This window comes from Sulfurivirga caldicuralii, from assembly GCF_900141795.1.
In the GTDB taxonomy this organism is placed as follows: Bacteria; Pseudomonadota; Gammaproteobacteria; order Thiomicrospirales; family Thiomicrospiraceae; genus Sulfurivirga; species Sulfurivirga caldicuralii.
In genome coordinates this window covers 260,583-284,394 of the sequence record NZ_FSRE01000003.1, presented here as the reverse complement: position 1 = coordinate 284,394, position 23,812 = coordinate 260,583, and the positions used below count along the sequence as shown (strand labels likewise).

The 23,812-nt window shown below is 59.8% G+C and carries 24 protein-coding genes; 16 read left to right on the top strand and 8 right to left on the bottom strand.

The features are described 5' to 3' along the window. The first annotated feature begins 9 nt into the window (after nt 1-9). Complete coding sequence (locus BUQ81_RS07195) at nt 10-1,167, top strand: citrate synthase (RefSeq protein ID WP_074201701.1); 1,158 nt, start codon at nt 10-12, stop codon at nt 1,165-1,167. A gap of 297 nt (nt 1,168-1,464) precedes the next feature. Here BUQ81_RS07195 and BUQ81_RS07190 read toward each other — a convergent pair whose 3' ends face one another. The 4 genes from BUQ81_RS07190 to proC all read right to left on the bottom strand — a co-directional run bounded on the left by BUQ81_RS07190 (nt 1,465) and on the right by proC (nt 3,495). Continuing rightward, nucleotides 1,465-1,695: a hypothetical protein gene (locus tag BUQ81_RS07190; RefSeq protein WP_074201700.1), complete on the bottom strand. Its 231-nt coding sequence runs from the start codon at nt 1,693-1,695 to the stop codon at nt 1,465-1,467. A 106-nt stretch (nt 1,696-1,801) separates the two neighbouring features. After that, a complete protein-coding gene (yggU, locus tag BUQ81_RS07185; protein ID WP_074201699.1) occupies nt 1,802-2,074 on the bottom strand; it encodes a DUF167 family protein YggU in 273 nt (90 codons plus the stop codon). A 3-nt stretch (nt 2,075-2,077) separates the two neighbouring features. Beyond that, entirely contained in the window at nt 2,078-2,656 is a 579-nt protein-coding gene (locus tag BUQ81_RS07180; protein WP_074201698.1) for a YggT family protein, read from the bottom strand. Next, entirely contained in the window at nt 2,656-3,495 is an 840-nt protein-coding gene (gene proC / locus BUQ81_RS07175; RefSeq protein ID WP_074201697.1) for a pyrroline-5-carboxylate reductase, read from the bottom strand. The genes BUQ81_RS07180 and proC overlap by 1 nt, the downstream gene beginning before the upstream one ends. A 106-nt stretch (nt 3,496-3,601) precedes the next feature. Here proC and BUQ81_RS07170 point away from each other — a divergent pair, with 106 nt between their 5' ends. Next, nucleotides 3,602-4,615: a hypothetical protein gene (locus BUQ81_RS07170; RefSeq protein WP_074201696.1), complete on the top strand. Its 1,014-nt coding sequence runs from the start codon at nt 3,602-3,604 to the stop codon at nt 4,613-4,615. 28 nt (nt 4,616-4,643) lie between these two features. Here the strand turns inward: BUQ81_RS07170 and BUQ81_RS07165 are convergent, their stop codons facing one another. Beyond that, nucleotides 4,644-5,384 carry a YggS family pyridoxal phosphate-dependent enzyme gene (locus tag BUQ81_RS07165; RefSeq protein ID WP_074201695.1) on the bottom strand — a complete coding sequence of 247 codons (741 nt, stop codon included), beginning with the start codon at nt 5,382-5,384 and terminating at the stop codon, nt 4,644-4,646. 58 nt (nt 5,385-5,442) lie between these two features. On the opposite strand from BUQ81_RS07165, the gene ppk2 reads away from it, so the two are divergent. From ppk2 to BUQ81_RS07145, 4 genes are all read left to right on the top strand, one after another. Further along, nucleotides 5,443-6,240 (top strand): polyphosphate kinase 2, encoded by a 798-nt coding sequence (gene ppk2, locus BUQ81_RS07160; RefSeq protein ID WP_074201694.1) that lies wholly within the window; start codon nt 5,443-5,445, stop codon nt 6,238-6,240. Between the two features lie 3 nt (nt 6,241-6,243). Further along, on the top strand, nt 6,244-6,477 hold the full coding sequence (locus tag BUQ81_RS07155) for a hypothetical protein (protein ID WP_074201693.1): 234 nt from the start codon (nt 6,244-6,246) through the stop codon (nt 6,475-6,477). A 235-nt stretch (nt 6,478-6,712) separates the two neighbouring features. Beyond that, nucleotides 6,713-7,186, top strand: coding sequence for a YbhB/YbcL family Raf kinase inhibitor-like protein (locus BUQ81_RS07150; RefSeq protein ID WP_084188296.1), 474 nt, complete (start codon nt 6,713-6,715; stop codon nt 7,184-7,186). Nucleotides 7,187-7,235: 49 nt separating this feature from the next. Further along, entirely contained in the window at nt 7,236-7,925 is a 690-nt protein-coding gene (locus tag BUQ81_RS07145; RefSeq protein ID WP_074201692.1) for an SIMPL domain-containing protein, read from the top strand. Nucleotides 7,926-7,943: 18 nt separating this feature from the next. Here the strand turns inward: BUQ81_RS07145 and BUQ81_RS07140 are convergent, their stop codons facing one another. Further along, complete coding sequence (locus tag BUQ81_RS07140; protein WP_074201691.1) at nt 7,944-8,333, bottom strand: zinc ribbon-containing protein; 390 nt, start codon at nt 8,331-8,333, stop codon at nt 7,944-7,946. A gap of 54 nt (nt 8,334-8,387) precedes the next feature. On the opposite strand from BUQ81_RS07140, the gene leuS reads away from it, so the two are divergent. Genes leuS through BUQ81_RS07120 form a run of 4 tightly spaced genes read left to right on the top strand, consistent with a single transcriptional unit; the run spans nt 8,388 to nt 13,734 of the window. Then, the gene (gene leuS, locus BUQ81_RS07135; protein WP_074201690.1) at nt 8,388-10,976 is read left to right on the top strand and encodes a leucine--tRNA ligase; all 2,589 of its coding nucleotides are present in this window, start codon (nt 8,388-8,390) and stop codon (nt 10,974-10,976) included. Continuing rightward, nucleotides 10,973-11,455 (top strand): LPS-assembly lipoprotein LptE, encoded by a 483-nt coding sequence (locus BUQ81_RS07130; protein WP_074201689.1) that lies wholly within the window; start codon nt 10,973-10,975, stop codon nt 11,453-11,455. Before leuS ends, BUQ81_RS07130 begins: the two co-directional genes overlap by 4 nt. 42 nt (nt 11,456-11,497) lie before the next feature. Beyond that, complete coding sequence (gene holA / locus BUQ81_RS07125; protein WP_074201688.1) at nt 11,498-12,481, top strand: DNA polymerase III subunit delta; 984 nt, start codon at nt 11,498-11,500, stop codon at nt 12,479-12,481. Continuing rightward, on the top strand, nt 12,478-13,734 hold the full coding sequence (locus BUQ81_RS07120) for a glutamate-5-semialdehyde dehydrogenase (protein WP_074201687.1): 1,257 nt from the start codon (nt 12,478-12,480) through the stop codon (nt 13,732-13,734). The genes holA and BUQ81_RS07120 overlap by 4 nt, the downstream gene beginning before the upstream one ends. 296 nt (nt 13,735-14,030) lie before the next feature. On the opposite strand, the gene BUQ81_RS07115 is transcribed toward BUQ81_RS07120, so the two are convergent. Together BUQ81_RS07115 and BUQ81_RS07110 are read right to left on the bottom strand one after the other, a co-directional pair. Continuing rightward, entirely contained in the window at nt 14,031-14,618 is a 588-nt protein-coding gene (locus BUQ81_RS07115) for a DUF302 domain-containing protein (protein ID WP_074201686.1), read from the bottom strand. A 153-nt stretch (nt 14,619-14,771) separates the two neighbouring features. Further along, on the bottom strand, nt 14,772-15,914 hold the full coding sequence (locus BUQ81_RS07110; protein ID WP_074201835.1) for a 4-phosphoerythronate dehydrogenase: 1,143 nt from the start codon (nt 15,912-15,914) through the stop codon (nt 14,772-14,774). A gap of 4 nt (nt 15,915-15,918) precedes the next feature. Here BUQ81_RS07110 and BUQ81_RS07105 point away from each other — a divergent pair, with 4 nt between their 5' ends. From BUQ81_RS07105 to BUQ81_RS07080, 6 genes are all read left to right on the top strand, one after another. Next, nucleotides 15,919-16,530 (top strand): alpha/beta hydrolase, encoded by a 612-nt coding sequence (locus BUQ81_RS07105; RefSeq protein WP_084188294.1) that lies wholly within the window; start codon nt 15,919-15,921, stop codon nt 16,528-16,530. Between the two features lie 117 nt (nt 16,531-16,647). Further along, the gene (locus tag BUQ81_RS07100; protein ID WP_074201684.1) at nt 16,648-18,015 is read left to right on the top strand and encodes a TolC family protein; all 1,368 of its coding nucleotides are present in this window, start codon (nt 16,648-16,650) and stop codon (nt 18,013-18,015) included. Nucleotides 18,016-18,027: 12 nt separating this feature from the next. Then, nucleotides 18,028-19,140, top strand: coding sequence for an efflux RND transporter periplasmic adaptor subunit (locus BUQ81_RS07095; RefSeq protein WP_074201683.1), 1,113 nt, complete (start codon nt 18,028-18,030; stop codon nt 19,138-19,140). A gap of 3 nt (nt 19,141-19,143) precedes the next feature. Next, nucleotides 19,144-22,476, top strand: a complete 3,333-nt coding sequence (locus BUQ81_RS07090; protein WP_074201682.1) for an efflux RND transporter permease subunit — start codon at nt 19,144-19,146, stop codon at nt 22,474-22,476. Nucleotides 22,477-23,378: 902 nt separating this feature from the next. Next, on the top strand, nt 23,379-23,588 hold the full coding sequence (locus BUQ81_RS07085) for a hypothetical protein (RefSeq protein ID WP_074201681.1): 210 nt from the start codon (nt 23,379-23,381) through the stop codon (nt 23,586-23,588). 12 nt (nt 23,589-23,600) lie between these two features. Beyond that, entirely contained in the window at nt 23,601-23,810 is a 210-nt protein-coding gene (locus BUQ81_RS07080; protein WP_074201680.1) for a hypothetical protein, read from the top strand. The last annotated feature ends 2 nt before the right edge of the window (nt 23,811-23,812 follow it).

Here is a 23,812-nt window from a genome sequence, read left to right as displayed (position 1 = left end):
GAGCGATCCATGAGTTGTAAAGAATATATTCCCGGTCTGGCGGGGGTGCCCGCCACCAAGTCGGCCATCTCCTGCATCGACGGTGAAAAGGGCATCCTCACCTATCGCGGCTACGATATTGCCGATCTGGCAGAAAACTCCACCTTCGAGGAAACCACGCTGCTGCTGCTCTACGGCGAGCTGCCCAACAGAGCGGAGTTGGAGGCCTTCGATCAGCAGATGCGTGAAAACCGCCGCGTCAAGTACAACCTGCGCGAGCTGATGAAAAACCTGCCGCACACCACCCACCCCATGCACATGCTGCAGACGGCGGTGGCGTCGCTGGCCAGCTTCTACCCCAGCACCGAATACCTGGAAGGGGGCGAGGAGAGCCGCGACTATATCAACGAGGTGACCATCAAGATCATCGCGCACATGGCCACGCTGGTGGCCATGTGGGAGCACCTGCGCCACGGCTATGATCCCATCGAGCCGCGCAAGGACCTCACCTACGCGGAAAACTTCCTCTACATGCTCAACGGCGAAGAGCCCGACCCGGAATGGGCGCGGCTTCTGGATGCCTGTTTGGTGCTGCACGCCGAGCACACCATTAACGCCTCCACCTTTACCACGCTGGTGGTGGGCTCCACGCTGGCCAACCCCTGTTCGGTCATGTCCGCTGCCATTGGCGCGCTGTCCGGTCCGCTGCACGGCGGCGCAAACCAAAAAGTGATCGAAATGCTCGACGAGATCGGCGACGTGAAAAACGTGCGCCCCTATATCGAAAAGCGCCTCAAGAACAAGCAGGTCATCTGGGGCATGGGGCATCGCGAATACAAGACCAAGGATCCTCGCGCCACCATTCTGCAGAAGCTGGCTGAGGAGGTGCTGCGCGACAAGGCAGGGCTGTCCAAGACCTTCGAGATTGCCCGCGAAGTAGGGCGGGTGTGCGAAGAGTATCTGGGGCCCAAGGGCGTCTATCCCAATGTGGACTTCTACTCCGGCATTCTCTACCGGGAGATGGGCTTCGATCCGCTGATGTTCACGTCTATCTTTGCGGTGGCGCGCACAGCCGGCTGGATGGCCCACTGGCGCGAACAGCTGCAGAACAACAAGATCTTCCGTCCTACGCAGATCTATACCGGCCCCGGCCCGCGCTGCTATATCCCGCTGGAACAGCGCGGCTGAGGTGTGGCCGCCCGCACCCCGGCACCCCCTTGGCGGCGCCCGCAGCCTATCGGCTTGCGCCCTCACGACACCGCATGAATCAACGCCCGGAGCGCCATGAACCTCTAAACGCTGATCAGTGAGTGCGGGTATCTCGCCATTATCGAGGGCACCTTTTTCGAGGGCGAGACCATTCTGGTTCTTGGAGCGGTGGCCGCCCGCCTCGGCTATCTCGAGCTGCAGTGGGTTATCGTCAGCGCTTTTGTCGGTTCATTGACGGGCCGATCAGCTCTGGTTTTTTCTGGGCCGCTATCGCACTCAGGCGCTGCTCAAGCGCTTTCCCCGCTGGCGCAGTTCGATCAGGTCGCCAAAGCGCTTCAGCCACCGCTCTTCTGGCAGACCACAGATTCTCAGCCAGGAGTTGCTCGCCGACTTGAGGCGCTCGGCGATTTCATCCAGGTCGGCGTCATCGATCTCCAGAAAACCATTTCGCGCATAGTCGATCAGATGAATTTCCGGCGATGGGCTGCTGTCGGCATTCTCGACCATGGGGGCAGTGCTCCGATTTGCGTGAAGGCATACAGGTTAACCCTCTTTTGTCTCTGTTTCACTTCGTCGCTCCCGGTGATTCGGCATGAGGGCGCAGTGGGTCCGCTCAGAGCTGCAGTTGCGGCGGCAGTTTTTGCGGTGCGTGAATGCGCACGCGCTTGTGGCGGTTCAATTCGCCCGCTTCCAGCGTGATGGCGCTTTTGGCTACCTTGAACTGCTTGCTGAGAAACTTGAGCAGATGGGCGTTGGCCTTGCCATCCACCGGCGGGGCGGTGATGGCGATTTTCAGCTCATCGCCCTGCCAGCCGACAATCTTGTCGCAGCTGGCCTTGGGCTGCAACAGAATGGATAGAATCAGATCCTCGCCGTCCCAGCGCATGGCTCACATGCCCATGGGTGGCACGAAGCCCTGTGCAAAGCCAGCCAAGGGGCCGACCAGCAGAATCTGCGCCAGCTTGATGGCCACAATGGCGACGATTGGCGACAGGTCCAGCCCGCCCAAGGGCGGGATCAGACGCTGGAAGGGGCGCAGGATCGGCTCGGCCATTTGCTGAAAAATGGCCAGGTTGGGGTTGTAGCCGGGCTGAATCCAGCTGAGAATCACCGCAATGATCACCAGCCAAAAGAGCGTATCCAGCAGGACATTCAGCGTTTCTGCCAGTGCGATAAAGACAACGCCCACGCCAAAACTGCGGCCGGTGACAGTGCCGATGAGCAGCACATAGACCATTTCGATCAGGAATGCGGCGGCCAGCGCGGCCAGATCCCAGCGGCCTCGGATAGGAATAATGCGTCCCAGCGGTGCACATGCCCAGTTGGTGAGGCGTGCGACCACGTGCACCAGCGGCAGGCGCCAGTCCACAAAGGTGGCGCGCATGAGAAAGCGCACGATAAACAGAAAGACCACCAGGCCGAAAACGACCTGCAGCAGAAATACCAGTGCCTGTGTGCCTGCGCCCATCAGTTTGTCTCCTTTGTATCGCGGCCAAGTTGTTCGGCCAGTTCACCAGCGCGCTGATAGGCGGCCTGTGCCGCCTGATCGATGATTTCGCTGCAGCCTTCGCGGCCAAATACCTTCAGTGCGGCTTCGGTGGTGCCGCCCGGTGAAGTGACTTTCTGCCGCAGCGTGGCAAATGGCTCTTCGCTTTCCATGGCCATGCGTGCCGCGCCCAGTGCGGTTTGCAGGGTCAGCAGGCGAGCATCCTCTGCCTCGAGGCCGAGCCGTTCGCCGGCTTCGCTGAGCGCCTCCATGAACAGGAAAAAGTAAGCCGGCCCGCTGCCGGATACTGCAGTGACGGCATCCAGCAGGGTTTCCTTGTTGACCCATACGGTGATGCCGACGGCGCGAAGAATATTTTCCGCCAGCTCCTTCTGTTCCGGTGTCACCGCTGCATTGGCGTACAAACCGCTGGCACCACTGCCCACCAGCGCAGGTGTATTGGGCATGGCGCGCACGATGGCCATGCTGCCGCCCAGCCAGCGGTCGATGTCGTCCGAGCGGATGCCGGCAGCAATGGAAACGATCAGCGGCTTGTGCTGCTGCACGGTGTCCGCCAGCTCGCGGCACACGGCCTGCAGCTGCTGCGGCTTGACCGCCAGCACCACCACATCGGCCTTGCCGGCGGCCTCGTGGTTGTCTGCCAGAGCGCTGATGCCCAGTGTGCTGGTGAGCTGCTGGCGGGCGTCCTCGTTGGGATCCGTCGCCAGCAGGCGCTGGCGGTCATAACTGCTGTTGATCAGTCCGCCGATCAGGCTGCGTGCCATGTTGCCGGCGCCGATAAAAGCGATGGTTGCGTCCATGCTTGTCCATCCATTGAAAGGTTATCCTCATTTTAGTGGCTGCAAGAGGCTTCTCAAGGTTTTCTTGCTGCTGCCGATAGCCTTCAGGCAGCAGGGAGAACGGGCCATGAACAACATTGCATCTGCCTCATCACTCCTCGGCGCTCTGGCCGAGCCGAACCGCGATAACCCACTGCTTGCCGGAGCTCGTCAGAAACCGGCACCACATCATGCAGAGCATGGTCACCCATCCCGCCGCCCCATCACGGCTGCGGCCATTGGTGCCCAGTCAATGTGGCAGGTGCGCATGAGCAATACCCTCACCTTCGAGCTGACTACGCAGGAAGGGGACCGTGTGCAGGTGAGCGTGCGCCAGAAGCTGGGGGCCATGCAGCAGACAACCCTGGTGGCCGCAGGTGCGACAGATGGACAGAACACCGCACTGGTGGGCAGCCTTTCTCAGCTGCAGGCCGGGCAGTTTGAAGCGGGCATCGGTATCCATGTACAGGGCGATCTCAACGAAGACGAGCTTGCGGCGCTGCAGGCGGTGATGAAGCAGGTGGGCGAGCTGGCGCAGGACTTTTTCAATGGCGACATGCAGGGTGCACTGGATGAGCTGAGCCAGATGCACTTCGATAAAAGCCAGCTGGCCTATTTTGATCTGAACATGCGCCAACGCGTACAGGTGCATCAGCGTCAGCAGGCGGCGGTGCAGGTATATCAGCAAGTGGTGCGCCCGGGGCATGGACCGCGACCCGCCCATCCGCTGGTGCAGCAATTGCGTGTGGAGCAGTGGCAGGCACAGATGACGCAGGCGGAGCAGTCGCTCAGCGCCCACTTCAGGTTTGCCGATACCTCTGTGGAAGGCATGATGGCTGCCTTGGGCAGTGAGGATGGTCAGGATGTGGATGCCTTGACCCAGGTTATCCAGCAGCTGCGTCAGCAGATGGCCGAACTGCTTGGCACCAGGCTGGATGCGCCGACTGCAAATGAGACTGAAACGGGCGAAGAAAACGAGCAGACAGGTGAGGCGGCAGCCGATCAGGCGTCAGCGGCGCAGGCTGCTGAGCAGGAATCCGTTGAATCCTCCGCTGCGCGGGCGGAGGCAAATACCCCGCGTCCGGAGACATCAACCGCCTGACGGTTGGGCCCGGCTTTCAAAAAGGAGATCACCCCGCCTTGTGCGGGGTTTCTTGTTTTTGCGCTCCGTAATCCCGCGGGCCGAACAGGTCGGTGCCGATGCGCACAATGGTGGCGCCTTCGAGAATGGCGGCTTCCAGATCGGCGCTCATGCCCATGGAAAGGGTGTCCAGCTGCAGGCCGCGCTGATTGAGCTGTTCCAGCAGCTCGCGCAGCATGCGAAAAGGGCTGCGCTGTTCCTCCAGTGTGGTGCTGCGCGCAGGAATGGTCATCAGGCCGCGCAACTGCAGGCTGTCCATTTTGGCAATGGCCTGGGCCAGTTCTTCTACCTGCTCGGGTGGCACACCCGCCTTGCTGGCCTCGCCACTGGTATTGACTTCAATCAGGACGGGTAATGGCCCCTTTTCGGGCGGGCGCTGTTCGTTGAGCCGCCGGGCGATCTTGAGGCGATCGATGCTGTGCACCCAGTCGAAATGTTGCGCGATCAGCTTGGTCTTGTTGGATTGAATGGGGCCAATCATGTGCCAGCACAGGTCGGGACGTTGCATCTGCTTGTCCACACCTTCCTGCACGTAGTTCTCGCCGAAGTGCTTCAGTCCCAGTTTCGCATAGGCATTGACCATTTCGATGGGTTTGGTCTTGCTGACCGCCAGCAGGGTAATGTCGGCCGGATTACGCCCGGCCTGTTCGCAGGCACGGGCAATGCGGCTCTGTACCGTTTCAAGACGTTGGCGTGCTTCGCTTTCAAATTGATCTGGATCAAGATTCATATAAACTCTAACTTATATAATTAATAGTTTATCGCTGATAAGAGAGGAGTCACTATCAATGGGTAAAAAGATTGTATCAAGCCAGAACGGCTACCCTTACGAAGAAAAGATGTCGCGCAATGAGTACGAGGCGCAGAAGCGCCTGCTGCAGATTGAGCTGCTCAAGCTGCAGAAGTGGATCAAGGAGTCCGGCGAGCGGCTGATGATCCTGTTTGAAGGGCGCGATGCAGCCGGCAAGGGGGGCACCATCAAGCGCTTCATGGAACACCTGAATCCCCGTGGCGCACGCGTGGTGGCGCTGGACAAGCCCTCCGAAATCGAAAAGGGGCAGTGGTATTTTCAGCGCTATATCAGCCATTTCCCCACCTCGGGCGAGATGGTGTTCTTCGACCGTTCCTGGTACAACCGTGCCGGCGTGGAGCGGGTGATGGGCTTCTGTACCCCCAGCGAGTACAACCAGTTTTTGCATCAGGCGCCCGAGCTGGAGAAGATGATCGTGGAGGAAGGCATCCACTTCATGAAGTTCTGGTTCTCGGTGAGCCGCAAAGAGCAGTTGCGGCGCTTCAACGCGCGCAAGAAGGACCCACTCAAGCAGTGGAAACTGAGTCCCATGGACCTGGCCTCGCTGGACCGCTGGGACGACTACACCAATGCGAAGGAAGACATGTTCTTCTATACCAACACCAAGCATGCACCGTGGACGGTGATCAAGTCGGACGACAAGAAACGCGCCCGTCTGGCGGCCATGCGCTATGTACTGAGCCATTTCGATTATGATGGCAAGGATCAGGAGGTGGTCGGGCAGCCCGATCCGCTGATTCTGGCCAGTGGCGACGATATTTTCAAGGAGGACTGAGTAATGAGAACACAAATCCGCAAGCGAGCTGAAGGGGTGGTGCAGCGTTTTGAAGAAATGCTGCCTGATGAGGTGGCGCAAACCATCGACCGTGAGCACTTTGATGAACTGTTGCTGCTGGTGGAGGCGGCCATTGGGGATGTCTATGCCACCACCATGCACGATGTGGCCAAGCGTCTCGAAACGCTGGCGCATGAGTTCCGTCAGGAAGAGCGTATTCTCAGCGAAGAGCTCTGATGCCTGGGGTACCGTTGCGCAGCCTGTGCGCCAGCGGCGTGGGATGCGGCGGTGCTTTTGGGAATGTGGCCTGACACACGCGAGGCGAGTGCCATCATCTTCTCGCTCTATTGTGACGGGCGGGCAACAGCTTTTGCGAATGGAAAGCTTAGCCCGTTCGCATAAGACAATGGCTTCTCTTTTTGCCTCCGTGGGCGTAACATGAAACTGTCAAACGTGGCAAAAGGAGGGTGTCATGGAGTTGAGAAGTCCAGCGCTGGGTGAATGGTTCCCGCTGCGCTATGTGTATCGCGGCTACGGCTGTACGGGGGATAACCTGTCGCCACCGCTGGAGTGGCGTGGCGAGCCGCCCGGTACGCAGAGCTTTGCCATCACCATGCACGATCCGGATGCGCCTCACCCCGGTGGCTGGTGGCACTGGATCGTATTCGATATTCCGTCCACCTTGCACAGTCTCCCGGAAGGGGCGGGGCCCTGGCTGCGGGAACTGGGTGCGGTGGAAAGCGTGACCACCTTTGGCGAGCCCGGCTATGGCGGCCCCTGTCCGCCCGTGGGGCATGGGCCGCACCGTTACTACATTACCGTGTGGGCACTGCCGGTGGCCAAGGCGCCGCTCACGGTGGATACACCGCCCGAGCAGGCCGCACGCTGGATCGAGGGGCATGCGCTGGATTCCGCCACCATCATGGCGCGCTTTGAGCGCAGCTAAGACGGGGGTCCCCGACTTTTTCAAAGCCACTTTTTCCGGAGATGCTTTCATGCCCCGTTATATTGCCCTTTTAAGCGCGTTTTTGCTGCTTTTGAGCCCAGTAAGTCAGGCGACGGACTGTGCCGGCACGCAGATCAGCTTCAGTGTGGCGCGCAGCCAGTCGGTTGAGGTGGATCGTCTGCACGCCAAGCTGTATGTGGAAGTGCAGGCAGGCAATGTGGCGACTATCAACCGCCAGCTCAACCGCATTTCCCAACAGGTTAAGGCGGCGGCAGAGCCTTATGCGCCGGAGGTAGAGGTGCAGACACGCACCTTTAGCAGCTGGCCGGTCTATGACAGCAAGCGCAAGGTGATCATTGCCTGGCGCGGGCGCTATGGGGTTCTGCTCAAGGGGCCGGTGGCGGATCAGACCACCCGCGCGCTGGCGGCGCTGCAGCGTTACCTGACCCTGTCGGGGATTACGCCAGTGGTGTCCGAGCTACGGCGTCGTGCTGCAAGGGAAGCGCTCGAGCTGGCCGTACTCAAGGAGGCCCGCAAGCGGGCCGAAGCTCATGGGCAGGCGCTGGGCCGCAGCGAAGTGGCGATTCAGACGGTTAATCTTTCCGGTGGTGAGGCGCCACGCCCCGTGTTTCGGGCCGCCATGGCCAAAATGATGGACGCAGCGCCTGCGCCCGCCATTCAGGCGGGCACGCAGGATGTGCGCGTTTCAGCGCATGTGCAGGCGTGCGTGATGCGGTAGAACGATCAGAAAGGGCGATTACGATTTGGACGTATCGTGCTTTGCGTGCGTTTTCATGGCTGCGAGCAAGCGCAGCTTGAGCAGTTCCAGCTGCGCCGGGTCGGCCAGCTTTTCCGACAGCTCGAGAAACTTCTCTTCCAGATAGGCCGCATCCATGGTGAGGATCTCTTCCAGCCCTTCGCCCACTTCTTCAAAGTAGTTGGCAACGGCGTTGAGGTCCTCTTTCAGGGCTGCCTTGACCTTTTCCAGCTCTTCCTTGCTCAGCTCGGCAAATTCGGCTTCCACTTCCGAGGCCTTGTCGATCACCTCGTGCATGGTCTCAAGGATTCTGTCTTCGGCTTCCTTTGCTGCTTCCTGCGCGCGCTTGAGCAGGGCAGCATAGGCGCGTTTCTGTTGTTCGTTGAGCATAGGGGTCTCCCGTTATAATTGTGCAATTGCGATTTTTTTATTATGGGGTTTAGCATGCAGGAATACCAGCCGCAGACGCTTGAAAAGGCGATTCAACAGGTTTGGAACGAAAACAGAACCTTCAAGGCCGTAGAAGATCCCGATCGGGAGAAGTTTTACTGCCTGTCCATGTTCCCCTATCCCTCCGGCAAGCTGCACATGGGGCACGTGCGCAACTACACCATCGGCGACGTGATCGCCCGCTTCCAGCGCATGCAGGGCAAGAATGTGATGCAGCCCATGGGCTGGGATGCCTTCGGCCTGCCGGCGGAAAATGCCGCCATTCAGAACAAGGTGGCGCCAGCGCAGTGGACACGCCAGAACATCGACTACATGAAGGGGCAGCTCAAGAGCCTTGGCTTTGCCTACGACTGGGATCGGGAGCTGGCCACCTGCGATCCGGACTACTACAAGTGGGAGCAGTGGCTGTTCACCAAGCTGTACGAGAAGGGGCTGGCCTACCGCAAGAAGTCGGTGGTGAACTGGGATCCGGTGGATCAGTGCGTGCTGGCCAACGAGCAGGTGATCGACGGCAAGGGTTGGCGCTCCGGTGCGCCGGTGCAGCGGCGTGAGCTGGAGCAGTGGTTTGTGAAGATCACCGACTACGCCGACCAGTTGCTGGACGACCTGGACAAGCTGGACGGCTGGCCGGAACAGGTCAAGACCATGCAGCGCAACTGGATCGGCCGCTCCGTGGGGCTGGAGATCGACTTCCCGCTGGCGGATGAGACCGACCGGCTTTCCGTCTATACCACGCGTCCCGATACCCTGATGGGCGTCACCTATGTGGCAGTGGCGCCGGATCACCCGCTGAGCAAGCGCGCCGCTGAGAACAACCCCGAGCTGGCGGCGTTTATTGAGAAGTGCGCCCATATCGCCACCTCTGAAGCAGTGGTGGAAACGCTGGAGAAGGAAGGCGTGGACACCGGCATCCGCGTCAGGCATCCCATTACCGGCGAGCAACTGCCGGTGTGGGCGGCCAACTTCGTGCTCATGGGCTACGGCACCGGCGCGGTGATGAGCGTGCCGGCGCACGACCAGCGCGACTGGGAGTTCGCCAAAAAGTATGGCCTGCCCATCAAGGTGGTGATCAAGCCGGTGGGCGGCGAGCTTCCGGATGTTTCCGAAGGCGCTTACACCGAAAAGGGGGAGCTGGTGAACTCCGGCGAATTCGACGGTATCAGATCCGAACAGGCGCTGGAGGTCTTTGCGAAAGTGCTGGGCGAAAAGGGTCTGGGCCGCAAGCAGGTCAATTACCGCCTGCGCGACTGGGGCGTGTCCCGTCAGCGCTACTGGGGCTGTCCGATCCCCATGATCTACTGTGACAGCTGTGGCGTGGTGCCGGTGCCGGAAGAGGATCTGCCGGTGCGCCTGCCCGAAGACGTGGTGCCCGACGGCGCCGGCTCGCCGCTGGCGAAAATGCCGGAATTTTATGAGACTACCTGCCCGAAATGCGGTGGCAAGGCGCGCCGCGAGACGGATACCTTCGACACCTTCTTCGAGTCCAGCTGGTACTACGCCCGCTACGCCTGCCCGGATCAGGACAAGGCCATGCTGGACGAGCGTGCCGACTACTGGCTGCCGGTGGATCAGTATATCGGCGGCATCGAACACGCCATTCTGCACCTGCTGTATGCCCGCTTCTTCCACAAGCTAATGCGCGACTTCGGTCTGGTGCACAGCGACGAGCCGTTTGCCAACCTGCTCACCCAGGGCATGGTGATTGCGGAAACCTGGTACCGCCAGAATCCGGATGGCTCCAAAACCTGGTACAACCCGGCGGATGTTGAAGTCCAGCGCGATGACAAGGGTCGCATCGTTGGCGGCGTGCTCAAAAGCGATGGCCAGCCGGTGGAATTCGGCGGCATCGAGAAGATGTCCAAGTCCAAGAACAATGGCGTGGACCCGCAGGCGATGGTGGACAAATACGGTGCTGATACCGTGCGCCTGTTCACCATGTTCGCCGCGCCGCCGACGCAGAGTCTGGAATGGTCGGATGCCGGCGTGGAAGGGGCGCACCGCTTCCTCAACCGGTTGTGGCGACTGGTGCAGCGTCATGCCGAGGAGGGCACGGCTGCGGCCGTGGACAAGGCTGCACTGACGTCCGAGCAGAAGGATCTGCGTCGCGCTGCGCACGAAATGCTCAAGCAGGCCACTCACGACATTCGCGACCGCCTCCACTTCAACACCGCCATCGCTGCGGTGATGAGTCTGGTGAATACGCTGAGCAGGTTCGAGCCGCAGAACGATCAGGATCGCGCCGTGCTGCAGGAGGCGCTGGAACTGGCGGTGCTGGTACTTTCGCCCATTACGCCCCATATTGCCCAAGCGCTGTGGGAAGCGCTTGGCCATGAGGGGCTGATCGTGGATCAGCCCTGGCCGCAAGTGGACGAGGAGGCGCTCAAGCAGGACGCCATCGAGCTGGTGGTGCAGGTCAACGGCAAATTGCGCGGGCGCATTCAGGTACCGGTGGATGCCGACAAGACGGCGATACTCGCCGCTGCCCGGGCGGAGCCCAATGTGCAGAAGTTCATCGAGGGCAAGGAGATCGTCAAGGAGATCGTGGTGCCCGGCCGTCTGGTCAACCTGGTGGTGAAGGGATGAAGCGGCGCGCCTTTCTCTCCCTGCTGGGCGCAGTCACAGTCAGTGGCTGCAGCGGCTGGCACCTGCGCGGCATGAATGAGACCCGTGCCCTGCCGTTCAAACGGCTGGCCGTGGATGAGACGATCGCCGAACCGGCGCTGGTGCAGCGGCTGCTGGATCAACTGACGCAGCTGGGGGTGGCCGTGGACAGCACCGTCGACTGGCGTCTGCGCCTCGGTGAAACCCGCTGGCATGTCAGCCGCACAGCCTACACCCTCACCGGCGACACCGCCGCGGAAGCCCTCTCGCTCAAGCAGCCGTTTGAAGTCTGGTACAACGGCACGCTGGTGCTGCGCGACGAGGCGGTGGTGTATCGCGATCACCGTATCGACACCAATGCGCTGGCGGCGGCCGAAACCGAACGGCGCGACCTGCAGGACGCCATGCGCCGCGAAGCGGTTAACCAGATTCTGCGCCAGCTGAGTTATCTCAAGCCATGAGGTGCGGGTGCCCGAGCCGATGCAGCATGAGGACACGCATGTATGATCCCTGCTGACGCCTACTTGCGCAATCCGTTGCCCTTGCCGCCAATTGTGCTGGTGCATGGGGATGAGCCCTGGCACCAGCAGCAGGTGCGCGATGCCCTGTGGCGGCAGGCGCAGGAAAGGAGGTTGAGCGAGCGCATCAGCATCGAGGTGGGCGCCGACAGCGACTGGGATGCCATTGCCCAGCAGACGCAGTCAGGCAGCCTGTTTTCCGCCGGTCAGTATTTTCAGCTGGACCTGCCCAAGGGCACGCCCGGAAAGGACGGCGCCGCGTTTTTCCGCCAGTGGGCGCAGCAGCCGCCTGCCGATGCCGTGCTGGCCATCTTCAGCGGACGGCTGGACGGCCGCCAGCTAAAGAGTGCCTGGGTGCAGGCGATCGAGCAGGCGGGGCTGGTGATTCAGGCACGTGAAGTGCCTCCCATGCAGCTGCCCAACTGGTGCATCCAGCAGGCGCAGGCCCACGGGCTGACGCTTACGCCGGATGCAGCCGCGTTGCTGGCAGAGCGGGTGGAGGGCAACCTGCTGGCGGCGGCGCAGGCGCTGGAAATTCTGGCGCTGCGCTACGGCGAGGGCGCCACCATCGACGTGCCAGAGGTACGTGACAATGTGGTGGACGAGGCGCACTATCAGCTGTTCGCCCTGGGCGATGCGCTGCTGTTCGGCGAAGTGGGTCAGGCGCTGCACACCTTGCAGCGCCTGCGCCAGACTGGTACCGACGCCACTTTGATCGTATGGCTGCTGGCGCGGGAAATACGTCTCTATTATCAGCTGGCGTTGGGGCGCAGCGCACAGGCATTGAAGATCTGGCGCACTCAGCAGGCGCGTTACCAGGCGGCGGCACAGCGCCTTGACCCGGCACGCTGGGCGGCGGCGCTGGCACAATTGGGAGAGATCGATCAGATGAATAAGGGCATTCGCAGCGGCGATCCGTGGATCGCGCTGGATGGTATCGTGAACACGATTTGCGGAGAAACACTATGAACGACGTCAAGCAGTACATGCAGCAATTGGGTGCACAGGCGCGCGAAGCGTCCCGGACGCTGCGCCGTGTCTCCACCGCGCAGAAGAATGCGGCGCTGCAAGCCATTGCGGACGAGATCGCCCGCAAGCGGGAAACCCTGCAGGCGGAAAACGCCCGGGATCTGGAAGCAGGCCGTGCCAACGGGCTGGATGTGGCATTGTTGGATCGTCTCGAGCTTTCCGACAAGGTCATCGACACCATGATCGACGGCCTGAAGCAGATTGCGCAGTTGCCTGACCTGGTGGGCGAGATCACCGACATGCGCATGCGTCCGTCCGGCATTCAGGTGGGCAAGATGCGTGTGCCGCTGGGCGTGGTGGGCATCATCTACGAATCGCGTCCCAATGTCACCGTGGATGCGGCGGCGCTGTGTCTGAAGTCGGGCAATGCCGCCATTCTGCGCGGTGGCAGCGAGGCCATTCACTCCAACCGTGCGCTGGCCGAGTGTATCCGCACCGGCGTTGAGCAGGCGGGTCTGCCGTCGGCCACCGTGCAGGTGGTGGAGACCACCGATCGCGCCGCGGTGGGTGAGCTGATCACCATGCCGGAATATGTGGATGTAATCATCCCCCGCGGCGGCAAGGGACTGATTGAGCGCATCAGCCGTGACGCGCGCGTACCGGTGATCAAGCATCTGGATGGCATCTGCCATGTGTATATCGACCGGGACGCGGACGTGGACAAGGCCATTAAGGTGGCCTTTAATGCCAAGACGCAGCGCTACGGTGTGTGCAACGCCATGGAAACCCTGCTGGTGGACGACGATATTGCCGCAACCGTGCTGCCGCCGCTGGCGAAGCTGTATGCGGAAAAGGGCGTGGAGCTGCGCGGCTGTGAGCGCACCCGTGCCATTATCGATGCCAAACCGGCCACGGAAGAGGACTGGGCCAGCGAATATCTGGGGCCGATTCTCTCCATCCGCGTGGTGGATGATGTGGATGCGGCCATGGATCATATCGCGCAGTACAGCTCCGGCCACACTGAATCCATCATTACGGAAAACTTCACCACCGCACGGCGCTTTTTGGCCGAGGTGGACTCCAGCTCGGTAATGGTGAATGCCTCCACCCGCTTTGCCGATGGGTTTGAATACGGGCTGGGCGCAGAAATCGGCATTTCCACTGATAAATTCCACGCCCGTGGTCCGGTTGGGCTGGAAGGGCTGACTTCGCAGAAGTGGATCGTGTTGGGCGACGGCACCATTCGCGAATAACAGTACCTTAGACTCATCCAAATACGAAACGCCCCAAATGGGGCGTTTTTTATTATCGGGCCTGTGCTGTGTGCTGGCGATTTGTGGGACGGGAAAGTTTTCGGGAGGGGAAAAATGGACAGCCGTATCGCTGCTGCCCCTTGCAGGAGAGGGGTCCCCGACTTTTTGAAAAGGCGTTTTTTGCGCACTCGCTGGTGCACGGGCCAAGAAGGGCAAAAGGGCCCTTGCGTGCACAGCAGGCAATAAAAACCCCGCGCGAGGCGGGGTTGGATGATCGATGATGTTCGGGGTCGAACTTAGAAGGCGCCAGTAGCACCCGCTTCCATCATCTTGGCGATGGTGTCACGTACCTTGATAGCTTCCTTTTTCAGCTCCGGAGGCAGTTTCTTGCCCATCTTCACCATCATATCCATGTTGAGGGTGTAGAGCCACAGTTCGTTCTTGCCGGTCTTTTCGTTCTTGCGCTCGACCACAACGATACGGCAGGGCAAGTAGGCCGCCATGTGGGGTGAGAAGCTGACCATGTGGCGAGCAGTAACCGGGTTACAGAAGGAATACACTTTCAGGTAGCCGGTTTCGATGCCGCGCGCCTTCAGTTCGTCAGACAGGGGTAGGGTGCCGACCGGCTTGATACCCATTTCGGTGGCCACGGACATCAGGGCGTCTTCGATGTCTTCGGGGGTGATGCCCTCTTCAACCTTGCGCTCCCAGGTTGTGGCGCAGGCGATTTCGCCGCCACACTCAACCCATTTGTCCCACAGCTGCATGGCGGTTTCGCCAGCGCCGTCTTCCAGGTTGCTGACCGCTTTCATGGTGCCGCAGGCAGACAGGGTGGCGATCGCGGCGGTCAGGAAACCGAGCTTGATCAGATTCATTACTTTCATAGGGTGCTCCTCGTTGTAATTTAGGCCCGTTGTCATGCGTAAAGCATAGGGTGGTAGCTTACGCCCCATCAGGGCTATTGCAAATTTGAAAAATTTGTCGTTTTCATAACTTTTACTTATAAAGGATTGCTTATACAGTTAAATTAGCAATTCTTAATAGGTGGAAAAATCCAATGCGCACAAGCGCTTACGTCCGTCTTCCTGTGCGATTTGTGCCACTTGCCAGGCTGCCCATTCACGTCGAGGGGGATAGTGGCGGCGGTAGTATTCGAAGTGTGCATGGGTTTCTTCAATGTTCGGCTGCCGCAGCTGGGCATCGTCCTGATAAAAGTCATACGCCTGCTGCACGGCCCAGTGCAGCAGGGCTTCTCCCTGACACGCGGCGGGTGCTCGCAGGGGGGGCGGGGCAGGCGGCAGGCAGCCATCCACGACATCAGCCTCCAGCACTGGCAGCCCCAGAAAGCGGCGCAGGGCATTGCTGGCCATGACACCGCCGCGCAGCTTGGCATCGAGGCTGTGGCCGGCGATATGAGGTGTGGCCAGTTGAGCGGCCGAAAGCAGCGCAGCATTGATCTGCGGCTCGTTTTCCCAGCAGTCCACCACCTTGTCGCCTGGATGCTCGAGCCAGGCGGTTTCGTCGATGATGCCGCCCCGAGCTGCATTGATAATCAGTGTCTGGGGCGGCACGCGTGCCAGCCGTTCGGCATTCAGTAGATGGTGCGTGGGATGTGTGCCGGTTGTGATTAGAGGGGTGTGCACCGTGAGCAGATCCACCTGCGGCAGTAGGGTTTCCAACGGTGTATGGGGAAAATCGGCTTCTCTTTCGGCGCGGGGCGGATCGTTGAGCAGACAGCGCAGGCCGAGCGCCTCGGCGCGCTTGAGCACTTCTCGCCCCACATGACCCACACCGATAATGCCCAGTGTCCTGCCTCGCAGGGTGGTGCCGTGGCGATGGGCCCAGTCCAGTAGCGCAAAGATCACATATTCCGCCACCGCGACACTGTTGCAGCCCTGGGCGGAAAAGAAGTGGATGCCTGCCTGCCTCAGCCAGGGCTGATCCACATGATCCAGCCCCACCACCGTGCTGCCCACAAAGCGCACGCGGCTGCCGGCCAGCAAGCTGGCATTGACCTGCGTGCGCGAACGCACGATCAGTGCGTCCGCCTCCTTCACCGCCTCGGCATCGATGGCCCGGCCGGGCAGCAGGGTGCATTCACCCAGATCGCCGAACAGGGTTTCGGCGTGGGGTACGGCGTCGTCAATTACAATGCGGCGCAAGGGTTTACTGGAGGACATGAGCATGCATCCCAAGGCTGAAGAGCGGTTTGTCGAAGGGCCTGCCGGGCCGTTGCAGACCCGTATTTTAGACAACGGCGGCGGGCGTTGGGCGCTGCTGTGCCATCCCCATCCGCTGTATGGCGGCAGCATGGACAACAAGGTGATCGTGACTACAGAGCGCGCGCTGCAGCAGAAAGGGTGGAGTACCTGCGTGTTCAATTTCCGCGGCGTGGGCGAGAGTGCCGGTGAATACAGCGGCGGGCAGGGTGAGCGACTGGACCTGCTGGCGGTGCACCGCCATCTGCAGGATCAGCACGGCATGGCTCACCTGCTGCTGGGCGGCTTTTCCTTTGGGGCCTATATCAGCCTGAGCGCCTGGCCGCAGATCGCGCCGCAGCAGCTGCTGTCGCTGGCGCCGCCGGTGGGCTTGTGGCCCTTCGATGCCATCCGCACCCCCGAGTGCCCGTGGGTGGTGATTCAGGGGGGGGCTGACGAGGTGGTGGCGCCCGGTGCCGTGTGGGACTGGCTGTCTTCACTGGAGCGGCGACCAACCCTGTACTGGCGCGACGGTGTGTCGCACTTCTTTCACCGGCAGCTGATCTGGCTGCGTGAGGTGATAAAGCTGGAATATTAGATTTCTCTAATATAAAATAATCAGCATTTTCTTATATGGCGATAAGTTTGAGTTATGAATCAGGGCGGTTTACCCTGAATCCATTTGCCAACTGTCGCACAACGCGAGGATAAGCCGATGAAACTTCGACCCCTGGTGGCCGCTGTGGCCCTGAGTCTGCCTTTGTGGGCCCAAGCCGAAGTGTTGAGCCTGAAAGCCTGTGTGCAGCAGGCGCTGCAAAACAATCCCGAGATCGCCGCGGCGGATGGTCAGATCCAGCAGGCGGCGGCTGCGCTGAAGGCTGCGAAGCGCTCGCGACTGCCGCAGATCAATCTGGAACTGAACGTTATCAACAGCAACGATGCGTTGAATGTATTTGGCATGAAGCTGCAGGAGCGCCGTGCCACCTTCAACGACTTTGGTGCCAATGAATTCACGGGGCCGAGTGCGCTGGGCGTCAAGCCGAAAAACCTCAACCAGCCCGGTGACTGGACCCATTACAACGGCAAGCTGCAGCTGCTCATCCCCATCTGGAACGGCGGCAAGATCAGCGGTTTCCAGGATCAGGCCGGTGCACTGATGGAAGCGGCTCAATATGGCAAGGAGGCGGTGCGTCAGTTTCTCGCCTATAACGTCTTCCGCGCCTACGACGCCGTACACACGGCCCGCGCCTATATCGAAGTGTCCAAAAAGGCGCTGAAAGCCGCTGAAAGCTATGTGAAGACAACTCGCAACCTGGTGGAAGAGGGTGTGGTGGTCAAGGCTGAGCTGCTGCGCGCCGAGGTGCACCGTTCCGAAGCGGCGCTGGCATTGGAAACAGCGCAGAATCAGGAGCAGCTGGCGCTGGCCGCGCTGCGTACCCTGTTGGCACTGGACGAAAGCCACGAACTGGATGTGGCCCAGCGCGTGAAGCTGGAACTGCCTTCCGAGGATGTCGCCGAGATGGTCAGCATGGCATTGAGCGACAACCCCAAGCTGAAGGCGATGCGCAAGCAGTATGAAGCCGATCTGGCTGAAGTGAAAATTGCCCGCGCTGACAAGTACCCTCATCTGAACATGCTGGCGGAGGAGAACGCCTATTCCGACCACGCCGGGCTGGGCGAGTATGCCTATACCGTTGCAGCGCAGGCCAAGTGGAAGCTGACTGACTTCGGCGTCACTGATGCCGCCGTCAGCCGCATGCGTGCCAAGGCCTCTACCCGCATGAGCAAGCTGGCCTCGGCAGAAAACCAGACGCGTCTGGAAGTCATTCAGGCGTGGCGGAAGCTCAAGATCGCCAACCGCCGCATTCTCACCACGGATCTTAACCAGCGTCAGGCGCAAGAAGCGAACCGCCTGATCCGCAAGCGCTATGAGGCGGGTATTTCCACCATTACCGAATTGCTGGCCAGCCAGGCCCAGCTGGACAAGGCGCGTGCCGATCACGTGGCCGCCATTTATGACGCCAATATTCAGAAGGCGAAACTGCGCCTGCTGACCGGCACCATGACCCCGGATAGTTTTTAAGGAGTGATGACGATGAAAGCACGACAGTTTGCATTGTTGACCCTGCTGGCGGCCACCATCGGGCTGGTTGGCTGCCAGTCCGGGCAAAAGGAAACGGCTGCCAAAAGCGCAGCGCCTATGGAAACGGCTGATGTCACTGTTACCAAGGTCAATCTGGGGACCGTGCCCCTAACCGTCGTCGTCCCCGGGGCGGTGGTGCCCGATGAGCAGGCCCAGATCGCCTCGCGCCTGATGGGTTTTATTCACGATCTGAACGTGAAGGAAGGCGATCACGTCAAGAAGGGCCAACTGCTGTTCACGGTTGACCCCACTGACGTGAAGAGCCAGATCGCCCAGGCGGAGGCGGCTTACCGTCAGGCGAAGGCGGCGTTGGATGATGCGCTGGCCGATTACGAGCGCTTCAAGAAGCTCTACAAGGAAGCCTCCGTCTCCAAGCAGCAGTTCGACAAGGTACGTCTGCAGTATCAGGTGGCGCAGCAGAACCTGGCCGCTGCCAAGGCTGCATTTGATCAAGCCCGGGCGCAGCTGAAATATGCGCACGTGAAAGCGCCGTTTGACGGTGTGGTGGTGAAGAAAATGGCCGCCAACGGTGACCTGGCCGCGCCGGGCAAGCCGGTGCTGATCGTCGAAAACCTGGAGACCATGTCGGTACAGACCGATGTGGCGGAAGACCTGTATGCGCGCCTGCGTATCGGGGATGAGGCCACCATGTGGATCGACGGCGTGGATCATCCGGTCAAGGGTGTGATCTACACCATGGTCTCCGCCGCTGATCCGAAAACCCGCACCCACACCGTCAAGCTCAGCCTGCCCAAGGATCTGAAGAACATCAACTCCGGCACCTTCGTGCGTGTCAGCTTCAAGGTGGGCGAGCGTCAGGCCATGATGATTCCTGCGCAGGCAATGGTGGTGCGCGCCGGCATCACGGGCGTGTTTGTGGTGGATAGCGACAACAAGGCACATTTCCGCATGATCCGACCCGGTCGTCGCATTGACGACATGATCGAGGTGCAGGCCGGCCTGAGCCTGGGCGAACGTATCGTCGTCAGCCCCAACAACAAGACGCTGATGAACGACGAGCCGGTCAAGGTTGTGAAAACGCTGGACAGCGACAAGGGAGCCTGATCTATGGCACACGAAACCCATACACAGGAGCTGAATCTGGCGGGCAAGCTGGCCGCCATGTTCATCCACTCCAAGATTACCCTGCTGATCATGCTGGCGCTGTTTCTGGCCGGCATGCTGGCGCTGGTGCTGACGCCGCGGGAGTACAACCCGCAGATCGTGGTGCCGGCGGCCAATATCATCGTGCCCAAGCCGGGTGCGACGCCGCAGGAAGTGGAAAACATGGTGGTCAAGCCGCTGGAGAGCATCATGAACGCCCTGCCCGGGGTGGATCACACCTACGGCATGGCCATGAATGATGTGGGCATCGTCACCGTGCAGTTCGAGGTGGGCGAGGATCAGACCCGTTCGCTGGTGAACCTCTACAACCAGGTGATGCAGCACATCAACGAGATCCCGCCGGATACGCTGCAGCCGATTATCAAGCCCATCAATGTGGACGATGTGCCCATCATGACCCTGGCGGTGAGCTCCGAGCACCTGTCCAGCTTTGCGCTGCGCGATGTAGCGCTGAAGCTGGTGGAGCATATCCGCAATATTCCCGATGTCTCCTTCACCAATGTGGTGGGCGGCAAGCCGCGTGCCATCAATGTGTGGCTGGATGCACAGAAGATCGCCATGACCGGGCTGTCGCTGGATCAGATCCGCGACATGCTCAAGGGCAACAACGCCTCGCTACCCGTGGGCGAGCTGATCAACAGCAACAAGGCCCATCCGGTGCGCGTCTCCGGCTATCTGAAAAATGTGGATGAAGTGGGCGACATCATCATTGGCGTGGTGCAGGGCCGCCCCATTTTCCTGAAAGACATCGCCCATATCGTCGATGGCCCCATGGAGATTGATCAGGACACCCGTATCGGTTTTGGCCCGGACGGCGACAAGGCGGGCCTGCATGAGGAGATCCCGCAGGTGACCATTACTATCGCCAAGAAGCCGGGGACCAATGCGGTGACCGTGGCCAACCGCGTACTGGCCAAACTGGAAGAGATGAAGCGCTCCGTGATTCCGCAGGGCGTCGAGGTAGTCGTGACCCGTAACGATGGCGAAAAGGCCGACGATGCCGTCAACACGCTGGTGGAGCATCTGGGCATCGCTGTGGGCTCGGTGGTGATTATCCTGATGATCTTCCTCGGCTGGCGTGAAGCCGGTATCGTCACCCTGACCGTGCCGCTGATCCTGTTTGTGGTATTGGTGGTGGGCCTGGTGGCAGGGCAGACCATCAACCGTATTACCCTGTTCGCGCTGATTCTGTCGCTGGGCCTGCTGGTGGATGCTGCCATCGTGGTGATCGAGAATATTCACCGCCACATTCACGAGGGCTTCGATCCCAAGCGCTTCGATCAGATGCTGATCCAAGCCACCAACGAGATCGGCAACCCCACCAATATTGCCACACTGGCGGTGATTCTGGCGTTTATCCCCATGCTGTTCGTAACTGGCATGATGGGGCCGTTTATGGCGCCGATTCCCTTCAATGTGCCGGTGGCCATGATCGCCTCGTTGGTCATTGCCTACATCCTTGTGCCCTATGCGGTCTATCACTGGATGGGCAGGCGCGCCATCGCCGAAATGGAGAAGCGTGAGTCCCTGCTGGAAGAAGAGGAGCGCAAGGAAGACTGGCTGCAGCGTGGTTACGAGCGCTGGATCGTGCCGCTGATCGAAAGCCGCACCAAGCGCAATCTGTTCTTTGGTGCCACCCTGCTGGCGCTGATTCTGGCATTGTTGCAGCCGGCGCTGCCGTTCCTGCAGAAGGATCTGAACGGCCCGCTGCCGCCCATGGGCGTGGAAGTGAAGATGCTGCCCTACGACAACACCAACACCCTGCTGGTGGAAGTGAAGATGCCGGAGGACGCAGCCATCGAAGCTACCGATCAGGTGGCCCGTGCCGTGGGCGACGTGCTGCGTGATACCCAGTTTGTGACCGACTACAGCACCTATCTGGGCATTACCGCACCGGTGGACTTTGCGGCACTGGTGCGAGGTGACCTGCTCAAGATGGGGGCCTATCTGGCGCAGATTCGTGTCAATCTGGTCAACAAGCACCATCGCGATGTCAGCTCCCACGAAATCGCGCAGCGCCTGAACAAGGCGCTGGACAAGGTGCGCACCATCTATCCGGAAGCGGAGCTGAACATCTACGAAACCCCGCCGGGCCCGCCGGTGCCCAAACAGATTCTGGCCGAGCTGTATGGGCCGGACTATGATCAGCTGCGCACTGCGGCCCGCGAGGTGAACGGCCTGTTCAAGCAGGTGTATGGCATGATCAACGTCAACGACACGGTCACTGCCAATGTGGAAACCTACCGCATCGTCATTGACCGCGATCAGGCCAACCTGCTGGGCGTCGCGCCGGCGCAGGTGGGCAAGATGCTGCACGACTATGTCTCCGGCTTCAAGATTGGCGCCATGCACCTGGATGACGCCCGCGAGCCGGTGCATATTGTGGTGCGCCTGCCACGCTCCGAGCGCTCGGCGCCGGAGCAGCTGATGAGCTTGCGTGTGGCCTCGCGTACCGGTGCGGCAGTGCCAGTGAGCGCCGTGGCCAAAATCGAGAAGGTGATTCAGGCCAAGCCGATTCTGGATCGCGATCAGCATCAGATGGTGATGGTGGGCGGCGAGCTGCTGAAATCCAGTCCGGTGTATGCCGTGCTGACGCTGGACAAGTGGCTGGACGGACAGCCGCTGCCGAAGTCCGGGCTCACCTTCCATACCGCCAACCTGGGCTTTGTGGAAGCGCAGCCGAAGGACATCACCGACTACACCGTTCTGTGGGGCGGCGAGATGCGCCTGACGCTGGACGTGTTCCGCGACATGGGCAGCGCGTTCATCGTGGCGCTGATCTTTATCTACCTGATTCTGGTGGCTTACTACCGCTCCTTCATGATTCCGGTGATCGTGATGGGCGCGATTCCGCTCACCATGATCGGCGTGTTCCCGGGCCACTGGCTCACCGATCAGGCGTTTACTGCCACCTCCATGATCGGGGTGATCGCGCTGGCGGGAATCGTGGTGCGCAACTCGCTGCTGCTGATCGACTTTATCCTGGACTACCGCAAGCAGGGCTACAGCCTCAAGGATGCGGTGATCGAAGCCGGCAAGGTGCGGGCGCGCCCGATCATCCTGACCGCGCTGGCGATCATCTTTGGTTCCGCCATCATGATCACCGATCCGGTGTTTGGCGGGCTGGCAGTGTCGTTAATCTTCGGCACCCTGTCGTCCACCCTGCTGACGCTGTTCATCATTCCGCTGCTGTATTACATCTGGCAGCTTTATTTCGGCGACGAGGATCCGCAGGCGGATCCATCCATGCTGGAAAAGGAACTGAAACAGGCCTGATAGGCCCTTTCAGCATGCCATATCAACCCCGCCGCCCGGCGGGGTTTTTTGTGCCTTGAAAAAAAGTCGGGGACCCCCGATGCAGACTTACGAGTGAGCCCATAGGTTAGGATTAGAATGAGCACTCTGGTATTTGCAAAGGGTTTCCTATGGCGTCTTCAAAAAATTGGGGAAGTTCAGAAGTTTTTTCTCAGGGATTGTCTGGCAACGGCCAGCAGCCGTCAGTAGAACTGACACTATGTGTAATAAGAAAGGAATATAACCGGTGAGCAGTGAAAGGGAAGAGGGCACCGATCTGCCTTATTCTCTCTTTAAGGGATCTTGATACAAGTGGTCACATCATTATTTCAAAGAGTTTGCGAGATTGTGGCTGCTTAAATCAGAAAAGAGAGCTCCCCTGAAATCATTTCAAAGTGTTTTCAATTTCGGTTTGCGCGCGTCAGTTCATAATCGGCCACAAACAAAAATGTGGGGGTGCAAAATTTAAAGCGACCCCTTCCTCTTCCGTAAGGCTTTAATATGGCTTGCAAGAATTCCACAGGGCGCGAATTAGAAAATACCCAAAAGGGCTCCCGATGAGAAAAAAACCAAATATCAGGGCGCTTCGCAAGAGTATATCTTTCCGCCTGATGGTTTACCTTGCAGCGAGAAGCAGCGGCGGCTTACATGTATCGCGGCTATAAGATAGACAGTAAGAAAGATTTTCAATTGATAACATTGTATTCAGCGAGTTAATCACCGGGATGCACGAGGCGCTGGCATACGCCAAGGCCTTCACAAACACAAATATGAAGGGGCCCAAAGCGGTTTTTGGGGATCATGGCAGATAAAGACCTGCTGACGCGCTACCTTGGCATTCTTGAATGGGCAGAAGAGAAACGCAAACAAATGGAGGTTGCAAAATGAGAAAGGAAGACCCAGAGCTGCGAAAAATCGTGGAGAAGATGGTAGATGAATCAAAATCAGCCGGATATTTTAGGTATCTTGATCATATAATCACCAGAGATTTAACGCCAGAAGAGCGCGAACATCTCATTGACCTTATCCTTGAGGATGATTACGGAGCGATTAGAAAGCTTCCATTTATTCAGGTTTACCGTGCGATTGATTGATGGTGAAGGCCGATGATGCCGCAAAACGCCTTTAATGAAGCAACGGATGTCGTTGCAGTGGCTCAGGTTGCGCTTGACTATCTGGAAGACCCAGACGCAAAACAGGGCAAGGCGCAGACTGAAGAGGCGCGCGATGCGGCGCAAAACGCGGCGCGAATCGAGCAACATATAATCCGCCTTAAATCGGTTGCCATCATTGCACTGGTAACGAGCACACTCTGAAG